Consider the following 12,005-nt stretch of genomic DNA (forward strand, 5'->3'; position numbering starts at 1 on the left):
AGATGCATAGCCAAATGCTTGGAAAACCGCACCAATGAACAAGACAGATTATTTTTCGAAGCTCGGCGGTTTGCCGCCGCAGACCCAGCTGCTTTCCGGCAAGGCCGTTTTCACCACGGCTTACGCGGTCATCCCGCGCGGCGTCATGACCGATATCGTCAGCAGCGTTCTTCCGCATTGGGCGGGAACGCGCGCATGGGTGCTCTCCCGGCCGCTCTCCGGTTTCTCCGAGACCTTCTCGCAATATGTGATGGAGGTTCAGCCGGGCGGCGGAAGCGACCGGCCGGAGCCCGACAAGCGGGCCGAGGCGGTGCTCTTCGTCGTCGAAGGCGGCATGACGGTGGAGCTCGACGGCGTCAGCCACGCACTGCGCGCCGGTTCCTTCGTCTATATTCCGGCGGGTTCGGCCTGGCGCCTCAAAAACGATGGTTCGGCCGCGGCGATCTTCCATTGGATCCGCAAGGCCTTTCAGGAGGTCGAGGGGCTGGAGCCGCCGCCGGCGATCGTCACGCATGAGGACGATCATCCGATCCGGCCCATGCCCGACACCGACGGCCGCTGGGGCACGACCCGCTTCATCGATCCGGCCGACGTGCGCTACGACATGCACGTCAATATCGTCACCCTCGAGCCGGGCGCCGTGATCCCCTTCATGGAGACCCATGTCATGGAGCATGGTCTCTATGTGCTGGAAGGCAAGGCGGTCTATCGTCTGAACCAGGATTGGGTCGAGGTCGAGGCCGGCGATTTCATGTGGCTGCGTTCCTTTTGCCCGCAGGCCTGTTATGCGGGCGGCCCCGGCCGGTTCCGCTACCTGCTCTACAAGGACGTCAACCGCCACATGACGCTTTGGTAGGAGCTGTCGCGGAGGGACGATGAGGCTCGAAAGCGAACGCCTGATTTTGAGACCCTGGCGGCAGTCGGATCGCAAACCCTTCACTGCGATCAACGCCGAGCCCGACGTCGTCAGATATCTCAATCCTCTGACCGACGACCAGTCGGATGCGATGCTCGACCGCATCGACCGGCACTTCGAGGATCATGGTTGGGGGCTGTGGGCTCTGGAGGAAAAGGCAAGCGGCGCGTTGATCGGCATGTGCGGCCTCAACAATGTGTCGCCGGCCTTGCCGTTTTCCCCGGCCGTCGAAATCGGTTGGCGGCTTTCAGCCTCCCGGCACGGCGCCGGATATGCGCGCGAGGCGGCGGAACGCTCCCTCGATTTTGCCTTCAGCGATCTGAAGCTCGACCGCATCGTCAGCTTCACCGTGCCGGCAAACAGCAATTCCTGGGGTTTGATGAGACGGCTCGGAATGAGCCGGGTCGGTGAATTCAATCATCCCAATTTCGCGGAGGGGCACCCGTTGCGCCATCACGTGCTCTACGAGCTGCGATCGTCAAACGGTCTTTGAAAGCCGGATTTCAGGGTTCGCGCCGGCCGTTGATTGAGATGAAACCAAAAGGAGTAAATTTGATAATTACTCAATCTTAAATTGTAAAAGTGGCGTAATCTGTCGATTGGAACTGTCCCCTCAGGCTGCTCACAACCAGCATGAGCGCTTCATACGGCATTTAGTTTCGCGCGTTAGCAGAGGTGTGCAGTGAAGCCTCCGCCGCCGCCCGTACGAGTCATCTATTCCCGCGCCGCTTCTGCCGGTTCTGCTTCGATTTGCGGTGGCCCGATTGCGCCCTATTGTCCAGCGCGATCAGGCGGCGCGCACCCAACGTCAGCTGTTGCGGTCAACATCTACACCGCCTCCGCCCATTTCCCGTATACTGAAAATACAGCATCTCCGCTCAGCGTCGTGATATTGAGCGAAAGCGATTGAGTGCGGCTTCCAGACAGCGGCATGTCCAGGCCACGCCACCACATAGCGCTATAAGGATGATCAGATAATACAGCGTGGGTTGGTCAGCAGCCTTGATTACCGAAGTTTTAGAGTGCACCTCCCCCTGCGCCAACATTACGAACGGGACGCTCAAAGGCAGAGGAACCTCGTTCGACGGTTTTGTCGCCGGAGGAGGAGGCGGTGATCGTGGCCCTCAGGCGTTATACGACGGTCAGAGCTTTTGCCCGCCACCTCCAGGTGGTCGACCCCCAAACCCAGATTCCGCCTTCGCACATATTTCCACCACAACGAAGACCGCGTCCTTTCATCTATTCAGACGAACAGATCGCCGATCTCCTGAAGTCGATGCTCGACCTGCATCCTGGAAGCTTCCGAGGGCCGACATATCATTACTTCTTCGGCTTGCTGGCATCCACCGGACTTCGATTCTCAGAGGCGGCGCGGTTGCTTCGTGAGGACGCCGATCTGGAAGCAGGCATGCTGACGATCCGTGAGACGAAGTTCGGAAAGACCCGCATCGTGCCGCTGCATCCGAGTACGACGCTGGCGCTTCGGCGATATGCGTCAATCCGTGACGATCAGACGGGTAAGCAAATACTTCTTTACCGGAGACCTTGGCAAGGCCGTGATCCATGCCAACCCACACTTCTCCTTTATCCTCTGGACACGCCAGGCGGGACTGAGGCAGCCGGATGAGCGTGACGGTCCCAGGATTCACGATCTCCGCCACACCTTCGCCGTTCGAACGCTGCTATCCTGATCCCAGGGAAGATCGGGTCGAAGGGGGAAGTGCAATTTCTCACCCGAGACCGAAGCGATCCTCGCGGCTCCTGATCGACGAACCTGGGTTGGGCGTCGTGACCATGTTTTGATGCTGACAGCCGTGCAGACAGGGATGCGCCTCTCCGAACTCGTGGGCCTTGATCGAAGTGCCGTCACCATCGGCACAGGGGCGCACATCCGGTGTTTCGGGAAGGGACGCAAGGAACGCACTACGCCGACAACCAGAATGCTCAATGTTACGCTCAAAGCCTGGTTGGACGAGCCACCGGTTGGGAACGGCAATGCTCTTTTCCCGACCGTTCACGGCGGGCGGATGAGCCCTGATGCCGTTCAGTATCTTCTGGCAAAATACGTGTTAACGGCGTCGAAGGGCTGCTCGTCGTTACGATCAAAGCGGATATCTCCCCATGTCCCTCGACATAGTGCGGCGATGGAGTTGCTGGATGCCGGTGTCGACAGCACGGTGATCTCATTGTGGCTCGGCCATGAGTCCATGCGGTCCACACAGCCTTACTTGCATGCCAACCTGGCAATCAAGGAGGCCGCTCTAGCCAAGATCGACCCGTTCAATGGACAATCGCCTGGCCGGTTCAGGGCCGGCGACGAGTTATTGGCGTTTCTCGACAAACTTTGATCCCTGCCGGAGCTATTGACATCGCGGTGAGGGCCGCGATGTCATGCCGAGCCCACCAATCATCGAGGAACTCTCACTAGGCAGGAAAGCGCCACCACAGGACATTGCATTCCCCTTGACCGCGCATCGTCACAGCAAAAGGCCATCCGCCAACAACGCCACCATCCGTTGCGCCTGAGCGGGGTCGTCATTCTCCGACATTGATAAACGGGCGATTGCTCCCAGCAATTCATCTGCGGCGATGTCCGAACGGATGCGGCCGGTGGCTGACGCCGAAGCAAGAAGTTCTTGAAGAGCGGGACGAAGGCGTGCCTCGAAATGGCCCGGCAAGGCTGAATAGGCGGGTTCGCCCGAGTGAAGTGCTCCTGCGAGCCCGCGCTTGGTTGCGAAGAACGCAGAGAAGCGCTGCATCCACAATCGCAATGCCTCGAAGGGCTCGTGACGTTGCGCGAGATCGATAGCTGCGTCTGCGCAGTCGTCGATTTCGCGACGAAAGACAGCGGCGATCAGGTCAGACCGCTGCGGGAAGTGCCGGTACACCGTGCCCAAACCCACGCCTGCCTTGTTGGCAATGGTGCGAATGGGAGCATCCACTCCCTCGACGGCGAAAACGTCTTTGGCCGCCTGCAGCAGGGCATCCAGACTACGCTGCGCATCCGCACGCATGGGTTTGGTCGCCCCCTTCGCATCGCCATCCGATCCTGTTTCCATATATACTCCTTGACAAACGGAACATCGTTCCACATTTAAAGTGAACGTTGTTCCGTTTCCCTGTAACCGGTCCGACGTCTTTTGACAATGGCATGGCCCTCATGGAGATCGCCCGATGAACACTGAAATATTTAATCTTTCCGGGAAAGCCGCCCTTGTAACAGGGGGCAGTCGCGGCATCGGCGCGGCCTGCGCCAAGCTTCTGGCTCATCGTGGTGCTTCGGTCGCGATCACCTATTCGAAGAGCGCGGAACGGGCCGAGGCACTTGTAGCTGAGATCGTAGCCGCAGGCGGATCGGCCTTTGCAATCGTTGCCGACGCTGGTGACGCCAACGCCACCAAGGCAGCCGTGGCTCAAGCCCTTGATCGGCTCGGCGGTCACCTCGACATCCTGGTCAACAACGCTGGCATTGCCGACCACGGTCCGGTTGGACTGGTGAGCGAGGCCAGCTTCGAACGACAGATGGACATCAACGTGCGCGGCGTCTGGTATACGACTTCCTCCGCCGTTGCGGCGATGCGTGATGGCGGACGGATTATCAACATCGGCAGCTTCTTCAGCGAGCGCGTGCCGACGCCCGGTGCCAGTTCCTACGGGATGACAAAGCACGCCGTGGTCGGGATGACCAGGGGGTGGGCACGTGATCTCGCGGCCCGCCAGATCACGGTCAACACGGTCGAGCCGGGACCGATCGCGACAGAAGCCAATCCTGATGAAGGTGACCGCGCCGCAATGATCAAGACCATGGTCCCCCTTGGTCGCTATGGACAGCCTCACGAGGTAGCCGAGCTGGTCGCCTTTCTGGCGTCACCAGCAGCGGCTTACATCACTGGCGCACAAATTCTCGTGGACGGGGGTATGCTTGCCTAACGCTGGCGTGGCAGTCCCAGACTTGAGGATACCTATCGGCATGACCACCTGCCTCTACGGCGCATTATGAGCTGAGCTCCGAGACGAGAGCTAGATTTATCATCTCGGGGATCGGCATACCTTTAGACTTCGGCTCGCGCGGGACCGGTCCGGCATAACCCCGCTTTTGCCCACATGCAGGAACTATCCCGATGAGCCATAAGCAACACCCCATCGGCAGTGGCTTCGCGCCCGCGTCGACAGCAGACGACGTCCTCGCCGGCATCGATCTTACTGGTCGGAACGTCGTCGTCACCGGCGGCCACGCCGGCATCGGATTGGAGGTCACACGCGCACTCACTAAGGCCGGTGCATCTGTCGTAGTTGGGGCCCGCAATCCCGATGGAGCCGCCGAAGCATTAAGAGGCCTATTTCGCGTCGAGGTGGACAAGCTCGACTTGATCGACCCGTCGTCGATCGACGCCTTTGCCGCTCGTTGGCTCGACACGGGAAAGTCGCTGCACATCCTTGTCAACAATGCCGCCGCGTCCGGCGGACCCGAGCGCGACGCGCGAGGATACGAAACACAGTTCGCAACCAATCATCTCGGCCATTTCCAGCTAACGCTGGCGCTGCTGCCAGCACTACGTGCCGCCAGGGGCGCGCGAGTGGTCAACGTATCCTCCGGCGCTCATCGGTTCGGACGCATCCGCTGGGAGGACCCGAACTTCACAACGGACTTCGACTCGCTCGCCGCATACGCCCAGTCCAAGACGGCGAATGTGCTGTTCGCGGTCGAACTGGATCGTCGCTACGCAGCGGACGGGATTCGCGGGTACGCGGTCCATCCGGGGGTCGTCGCCGGCACCAAGCTTAACAGCGCTGCCGGCGATGAAGCACTGCGCAGAATGGGCCTGATCGACGAGGCAGGCCTTCCAATTATCGATCCCATCATCGGCAAGAAGACGCCTGCCCAGGGTGCCAGCACGATCGTCTTCGCTTCTGCTAGTCCTTTGCTTGACACCGTTAGTGGCGTGTATCTCATGGACAACGACATTGCACCGCTGAACGATGAGCCTCGATCGCTTAATGATCAAAGCATCCCGGCCGACGCGGCGTCGCATTCAATCGATCCGCACTCCGCCAAGCGGCTTTGGGATATGAGCAAACGGCTGCTTCGGCGGACCTGACTTGAAAGTCACCGCGGCCGTATCACCCGCATTTCCATATCGGCACTTGCAACAAGCGAATGCCGGCTTCGGGCCGAACCCGGTCTTCCAACGCGTTCAAATTATGCCGAGCTTTCGATCCTGGATTACCGGAAATCTCGGGCCTTAGGGAAGTTACTCGGCATAGTATCGGGCTCGGGATAAGTGCCCGTCTTCATATCGACACGTTGAAGATCAAGGCGCGGAATTTTCACTAACAAATGCCGTCGTCTCGCTTGGGCTTCGAAGTCTTCGATGATTGCAACTGACGCGTTAGATGCAGCAATTACCAGCAAAAATTTCGTGTTTTTTCCCTGTTGCGATCTGCTAGATTCTTCATAGCCTATGAAGCTGCAGGATTATTGATGGACGAGCAACTTGAACTCATCAATAACGCCTGTGGGCTGCTTTCCAGCATAATCCATCATTGGTCCACCGGGAGATGTCACGTTATCGAGCTGTGATCGAACTACCCCAGCTGCCCCTGAGATCAGGCAGCAGCGCTTGTCACGGCTTTCCAATATGCGATTGCGAGGACGCGGTGAATGTGAGTGGCCAGGGCGGATCGTTTGTGATGCGGGGTGACGAAGAGATTTCGGAGTGCCGAGAAGATCGAGATGAACCGCTGCAAGCTGCCGGCTGACCGGAAACCTTGCATCGTGCGTTCCCGTTTTCGCAGCGGCAGATGAGAATTTTCCGCTCGATTGTTGAGACCCTTGTGGGACCGGTGCTCGACAGCCGGCATAACATCACGCTTGGCCGCGCCATACGAACGGAGCTTGTCGGTGATGATCCGTTTGGGCGGCATGCCTTGCTTCTTCAGCAGCCTAATGAGCAAGCGTCTGGCCGCCTTCGTATCGCGTCGGCTGTGAACAAGCTCGTCGAGAACGTACCCGTCTTGATCAACGGCACGCCAAAGCCAGTGCTTTCGGCCCGCGATCGAAACCACCACCTCGTCCAGATGCCAGACGTCCCGCTGCGACGGCCGCCGGCGACGGAGTTGCTTGACGTAGGCCGGTCCGAATTTCCAACCCCATCGGCGGATCGTTTCATACGAGACGACAATGCCGCGCTCCAGCAGCATTTCCTCCACCAGCCGCAGGCTCAGCGGGAACCTGAAATACAGCCACACCGCATGGGCGATGACCTGTTGTGGGAAACGGTGACGCTTGTAGCTGATGGTTGAATTCTTCATCCCGCCATCTTTACACCCGACTCACTGACAGCAGGTTTATGTGACAACTCCTCTCTGCCATCAGCGCCGATCCGCCGCAGACAATCCGGCTAAAAATAAAACCCACCGCAATCGACCGCGATTTCGGCAGCCTGCTAAGCCTTCAATGCTTCCGATGGCAAGTGTCCAAAGCGCTTCTTGTATTCGGCTGCGAACCGGCCGAGATGCGTAAATCCCCATTTTGCAGCTACATCTGAAATGGAGCTTTTCAAGCGTGAATCCAGCAGATCGCAATGAACGGCAGCCAGACGTAATTCACGCAGATGGCTCATAGGGGTCGTATTTCTGAACTGTCTAAAGCCTTGTTGTAGCGTGCGAATGCTGACATTCGTCGCGACCGCAATTTCGGCGAGCGATATCGGCTCGGCAATATGCTCGTGCATGAAGTCGATCGCCCGCTTTACGTGGCGCGGAACCGGTGAGGGGACACTTTGGGCCAGCGCGTCCGAATAGCCATGTTGGCAGTTCTCGAGGATAAGATACGTTACGGCATCGCAAAGAGAGGCAAGAGCCAAGGGCGATCGCCTTAACGCTCCGTTTTCGTCAAGGCCGCGATGAAGCTGCTCGGCCAAATGCATCAATGCAAGACCCGAATTCGACGTAAGATCGATATAAGGATCGATATTGATTTTCCCGCGGATGGTCCGGTCAAGCATATGGCTAAGCAGGCTTAAAACCTTTGGTTTATCAATGAACAAAGCGAGATGGCGACGCGGGCCGATCAAGAGGGCACCGTTGTCAGATTCTCCTTCGAAGATGGCTGCCCGCGCTGGAGTCGATTCAATCGGCTTCCCAGGATAGTTGAAAACCGCATTGCCCTGCATTGGCAGAAAAATATCGATCTTTTCGCCTGGTGCCTCTCGCTTGGCAACGAATGTCCCTTCGTAGGAGCAATCGGCGACACTTACGGCACCCGCAGACAGAAAACTACAGCGGAAGGCAACAGGACTTTTGTCCAGAGTGGTAACGCTGATCGGTGACCTCGGAGTCGACAAAATCTCAGAGAGTTGATCCACATCAGTTCCACTAAACGCGACTTTGGATATGGGCGGCATTGCTTTATTTCCAAGCGTATCTCCGGCGTGAATGGGCATTTCTCCGCTTCGCGTACGAGAATTTAGCGACATCATAACCTCAACCAATTAAGCAACCTGCGAACGCTAAGCACCTCAAGATTCACCTAAGGATTTATTTTCTGCACGAAGCCCTTTACCCTCACCCATAGACTTTCTTGGTAATTAAACAATTTTCCCAGCGCAAACAATGGAGTTGTCACATAAACCTGCTGTCAGTGAGTCGGGTGTAAAGATGGCGGGATGAAGAATTCAACCATCAGCTACAAGCGTCACCGTTTCCCACAACAGGTCATCGCCCATGCGGTGTGGCTGTATTTGAGGTTCCCGCTGAGCCTGCGGCTGGTGGAGGAAATGCTGCTGGAGCGCGGCATTGTCGTCTCGTATGAACGATCCGCCGATGGGGTTGGAAATTCGGACCGGCCTACGTCAAGCAACTCCGTCGCCGGCGGCCGTCGCAGCGGGACGTCTGGCATCTGGACGAGGTGGTGGTTTCGATCGCGGGCCGAAAGCACTGGCTTTGGCGTGCCGTTGATCAAGACGGGTACGTTCTCGACGAGCTTGTTCACAGCCGACGCGATACGAAGGCGGCCAGACGCTTGCTCATTAGGCTGCTGAAGAAGCAAGGCATGCCGCCCAAACGGATCATCACCGACAAGCTCCGTTCGTATGGCGCGGCCAAGCGTGATGTTATGCCGGCTGTCGAGCACCGGTCCCACAAGGGTCTCAACAATCGAGCGGAAAATTCTCATCTGCCGCTGCGAAAACGGGAACGCACGATGGCGATGTCAGGTTAACGGCGATGAAGCTGTTGGCTGATAGTTGGCGGTCATGATCCAGCCCGTTGTCAGATACAAGCGTCATCGTTTCCCACCCGCTGTGATCGCCCATGCGGTCTGGCTCTATTTCCGATTTCCGCTGAGCCTGCGTCTGGTGGAAGAGATGCTGCTGGAGCGTGGCGACTTTGTTGCATCGATCACATTCCGGTCGAGATAGCCCAACCCTTTAGATTTTTCATGCCACACGCCTGAACTCTGGACGGCCAAGCTCAGTCATCCGGTTGAGAACACGGACGCCGATTTTTGCTTCAGTCGTCTGATTGTCGAAATTCCTCGCTTTGAGTTTCGGCCCGATCACCGTCTTCCATCGACCCATTTGGGTCTCAACCCGGCTGCGCTGGTTATAGCCGGTGGATTTCTGCCAGGCCATTCGTCCCTTGGTCTCGATTTCCGCGACGTGGCGGTCGCGTATCGATGGGTCCAGCGCCGATTGCGGGCTTTGGACTGCTGTCTTGGGAGGCGGGATAATGACCTCCACGATTTCGCCATGGCGGTCCGCCAAAAGATCACGGGTCGGCGATCCATCGTAGGCACCATCGGCGATAAAGCGCTCCACAGAACCATCAATCTGATCCAGAAGATCAGCCAAGGCTGTGGGATCACCGACATCGTCTGTGGTCAGATTGGAGCAAATGATCTCGCCGCTGACAAGATCAAGACCAATGTGAAGCTTGCGCCATTTCTTCCGTTTGACTTTGATTTTGTGCTTGTTTTCCAGCCATTCGCCCTCACCAAAGACCTTCAGGCCGTGCTATCGACCACAAGATGAACGGGGGCCCGGCTTGCTGACCGGTACCGGATTGACGGTAAAGCCAGTCCCTTACCCCGGCGCGACAGGGTGGAGAAATCCGGCACGGCAATATCAACTCTCATCAGTTTCGCGATACTGCGCATCAGGCCTTGAGTTTGGCGCAAAGGCAGATCGTAAACAACACGCAGGGTCAGACACATCGCAATTGCCAGGTCCGAATATTTCGGCTGGCCACCACGCGACGTCCGCCGCGACGCCGACCACTGACCAAGCGCCTCATCGCTTACCCAGACCGTCAAATCACCGCGTTGTCTCAGGCTTTCATTATACGCCGACCAATTCGTGACCTTGAATTTCTGCTTGGCTATCTTGTGCCGTCGGCCATCATTGAGCTTATGCGGCATCGAAAATATCCGGGGACGAAAAACGGTCGCCTGATATCAGACCGCCGGCGATCCGCGCAACAAGGTCGCAAAAAGGGAGCATCCGAGGAGATTCGATCGAATTTTTGACGAAGGGTTTGTTGCGCCGGCAGGACACATCAGCCCAAGTCTTGAAGTCCTTCATATTCCCGGAATGGGTTCGCTCGTGCTTGTTCGTGTCGCTTTTTCACCTTCGGTAGCCACACCGGTTGGCTTTGCTCTTGTCGACACTCTTGGAGTCGAAAGGGTCGGGAGATCGCTTCGCTGGGACAAGATCGCTGACCGATCGGAGGAACTTTGGTCAAGCGACGAAAAAAATCAGGGACTCGTTACTGAAGAAGGCACGAGCTAATTAGGGGAGTGATGACCTTAGCCCTCCGAGCAGGCCGCCCGATGTTTCAGTATATAATCTGGTTCACAGCTCTTCCTCCAACACGTGTACGTAATGTTGCAACGCCCAGATGGGGTCAAGTGGAGGAGCGGGACAATTTCCCTGGCAGCTTATATTGAGGTTAAGTGTCCTCATCGCCAGGAAGGTCGCATCGTTCGCCGACATGGACTATGAAGCGTCCACGCAGATAGTCGTTGTGATAAAGCGGCGTAATGTCGAAGAGTTGACCGTCGGTGCCGCGCACTACAGAGTGGGCTGTGTAAACGACGTGATCGGGCCCGCCACTCATATATGCTATCCAGTTCGTGACCTCCGGTGGGCAGAACCGCATCGTCAACTACCGAATGAAGGGCGACATGATGGTCGTCGGACCAGAGCTCCGCGGAAGATATTCGAAATCCAAGAGTGAACCTGGAGGTCGGCGACCTTTACTGCCGTCGATACCCGCCGGAGTTCCATAAGCTATCTTATGGAACTCGTCCTCATCTCCAGCGTCGGCACCGGTTCTGGGCATTCTATCGACACCCGGTCATCGGAACCTACTTTCCCTCCAGCCACTCCTGCAGCTCTGCTTCAGCCCGCTCCAGGGCGCTGTAGTTCAAGAGTTTGCGCAGGAAAGCGACGGTGACGGCGCGGGCGCGGAGATTGAAGCGGCCGTCCTCGTGGTCGTCGCCGGCGCTCTGGTAGACATCGAGCTTGTCGTAGAGCTGCTGCAGGCGGTTCTGCACGCTGCGCAGCGACAGGCCCCGGCGTCTGGCAATCGCCCGGTCGGTGAGGCCGAGGGCGATATCGACGAGGATCTCGTATTCGGAATCGGTAAAACCGTTCGTCTGGCCGAGGCTCTTCTGCTGGAGGCCCCGCACCTCGCGGTCGATGACGCACTGGCTCTCGATGAAGATCGAGCGCAGCGCAAGCTTCAGCCGCTCGTCGGAGGCTGATTTCAGCACATAGCCGTAGGCGGCGCCATCCGGCACGATGCGCGAGACGCCGCGCACATAGGCTTCGTCCGAATAATTCGACCAGAACAGGATGCGGGTCTCCGGCCGCTCCTTCCAGATCGTGCGCGCCGCCTCGATGCCGTTGCGGTTCGCCATCTGCAGATCCATGACGATATGCGCCGACTTGTGGTCGCGGGCGAGTTTTTCGCCGACCGTCCCGTTCTCCGCCTCGATCACCGTGTCGCATTCCGGCAGGGCGGCGTTGACGGCCTCATGCAAATAGGAGCGGTGCAGCGGGTCGTCCTCGACGATCAGAACCTTCAT

Annotated in this window: 9 protein-coding genes and 4 pseudogenes; 8 read left to right on the forward strand and 5 right to left on the reverse strand. The window is 57.9% G+C overall.

What is annotated here, in order from left to right:
- Positions 1-34: 34 nt before the first annotated feature.
- The 4 genes and pseudogenes from QMO82_RS31765 to QMO82_RS31780 all read left to right on the forward strand — a co-directional run.
- A complete protein-coding gene (locus tag QMO82_RS31765; RefSeq protein WP_183610469.1) occupies positions 35-856 on the forward strand; it encodes a bifunctional allantoicase/(S)-ureidoglycine aminohydrolase in 822 nt (273 codons plus the stop codon).
- 19 nt (positions 857-875) lie between these two features.
- Positions 876-1,409 carry a GNAT family N-acetyltransferase gene (locus QMO82_RS31770; RefSeq protein ID WP_183610468.1) on the forward strand — a complete coding sequence of 178 codons (534 nt, stop codon included), beginning with the start codon at positions 876-878 and terminating at the stop codon, positions 1,407-1,409.
- A gap of 618 nt (positions 1,410-2,027) precedes the next feature.
- Positions 2,028-2,543: a tyrosine-type recombinase/integrase gene (locus tag QMO82_RS31775; RefSeq protein WP_277546469.1), complete on the forward strand. Its 516-nt coding sequence runs from the start codon at positions 2,028-2,030 to the stop codon at positions 2,541-2,543.
- 63 nt (positions 2,544-2,606) lie between these two features.
- Positions 2,607-3,264: pseudogene (locus QMO82_RS31780) on the forward strand (tyrosine-type recombinase/integrase); the annotation flags it as partial.
- A gap of 129 nt (positions 3,265-3,393) precedes the next feature.
- Here the strand turns inward: QMO82_RS31780 and QMO82_RS31785 are convergent.
- Positions 3,394-3,975, reverse strand: a complete 582-nt coding sequence (locus QMO82_RS31785) for a TetR/AcrR family transcriptional regulator (RefSeq protein WP_210305950.1) — start codon at positions 3,973-3,975, stop codon at positions 3,394-3,396.
- A gap of 115 nt (positions 3,976-4,090) precedes the next feature.
- Between QMO82_RS31785 and QMO82_RS31790 the strand changes: the two genes are divergently transcribed.
- Positions 4,091-4,846: a 3-oxoacyl-ACP reductase family protein gene (locus QMO82_RS31790; RefSeq protein WP_183610467.1), complete on the forward strand. Its 756-nt coding sequence runs from the start codon at positions 4,091-4,093 to the stop codon at positions 4,844-4,846.
- A 191-nt stretch (positions 4,847-5,037) separates the two neighbouring features.
- On the forward strand, positions 5,038-6,015 hold the full coding sequence (locus QMO82_RS31795; protein ID WP_183610466.1) for an SDR family NAD(P)-dependent oxidoreductase: 978 nt from the start codon (positions 5,038-5,040) through the stop codon (positions 6,013-6,015).
- A 508-nt stretch (positions 6,016-6,523) separates the two neighbouring features.
- Here the strand turns inward: QMO82_RS31795 and QMO82_RS31800 are convergent.
- Complete coding sequence (locus QMO82_RS31800) at positions 6,524-7,228, reverse strand: IS6 family transposase (RefSeq protein WP_183610465.1); 705 nt, start codon at positions 7,226-7,228, stop codon at positions 6,524-6,526.
- 134 nt (positions 7,229-7,362) lie between these two features.
- Positions 7,363-8,361: a helix-turn-helix domain-containing protein gene (locus QMO82_RS31805; RefSeq protein ID WP_246718416.1), complete on the reverse strand. Its 999-nt coding sequence runs from the start codon at positions 8,359-8,361 to the stop codon at positions 7,363-7,365.
- A 222-nt stretch (positions 8,362-8,583) separates the two neighbouring features.
- On the opposite strand from QMO82_RS31805, the pseudogene QMO82_RS31810 reads away from it, so the two are divergent.
- Together QMO82_RS31810 and QMO82_RS31815 are read left to right on the forward strand one after the other, a co-directional pair.
- Positions 8,584-9,116: pseudogene (locus tag QMO82_RS31810) on the forward strand (IS6 family transposase); the annotation flags it as partial.
- Positions 9,117-9,171: 55 nt separating this feature from the next.
- Positions 9,172-9,300: pseudogene (locus QMO82_RS31815) on the forward strand (IS6 family transposase); the annotation flags it as partial.
- Positions 9,301-9,354: 54 nt separating this feature from the next.
- On the opposite strand, the pseudogene QMO82_RS31820 reads toward QMO82_RS31815, so the two are convergent.
- Together QMO82_RS31820 and QMO82_RS31825 are read right to left on the reverse strand one after the other, a co-directional pair.
- Positions 9,355-10,334 (reverse strand): annotated as a pseudogene (locus QMO82_RS31820) (IS5 family transposase).
- Positions 10,335-11,282: 948 nt separating this feature from the next.
- A complete protein-coding gene (locus tag QMO82_RS31825) occupies positions 11,283-12,005 on the reverse strand; it encodes a response regulator transcription factor (protein WP_164577368.1) in 723 nt (240 codons plus the stop codon).

This window comes from Rhizobium sp. BT04 (genome assembly GCF_030053135.1).
GTDB lineage: Bacteria > Pseudomonadota > Alphaproteobacteria > Rhizobiales > Rhizobiaceae > Rhizobium > Rhizobium binxianense.

What these genes read in the sequence shown, in the direction of transcription:
- QMO82_RS31765 (WP_183610469.1), top strand. Translation starts at nt 35, where the DNA reads ATGAACAAGACAGATTATTTTTCGAAGCTCGGCGGTTTGCCGCCGCAG.
- QMO82_RS31770 (WP_183610468.1), top strand. Translation starts at nt 876, where the DNA reads ATGAGGCTCGAAAGCGAACGCCTGATTTTGAGACCCTGGCGGCAGTCG.
- QMO82_RS31785 (WP_210305950.1), bottom strand. Translation starts at nt 3,975, where the DNA reads ATGGAAACAGGATCGGATGGCGATGCGAAGGGGGCGACCAAACCCATG.
- QMO82_RS31790 (WP_183610467.1), top strand. Translation starts at nt 4,091, where the DNA reads ATGAACACTGAAATATTTAATCTTTCCGGGAAAGCCGCCCTTGTAACA.
- QMO82_RS31795 (WP_183610466.1), top strand. Translation starts at nt 5,038, where the DNA reads ATGAGCCATAAGCAACACCCCATCGGCAGTGGCTTCGCGCCCGCGTCG.
- QMO82_RS31800 (WP_183610465.1), bottom strand. Translation starts at nt 7,228, where the DNA reads ATGAAGAATTCAACCATCAGCTACAAGCGTCACCGTTTCCCACAACAG.
- QMO82_RS31805 (WP_246718416.1), bottom strand. Translation starts at nt 8,361, where the DNA reads ATGCCCATTCACGCCGGAGATACGCTTGGAAATAAAGCAATGCCGCCC.
- QMO82_RS31825 (WP_164577368.1), bottom strand. Translation starts at nt 12,005, where the DNA reads ATGAAGGTTCTGATCGTCGAGGACGACCCGCTGCACCGCTCCTATTTG.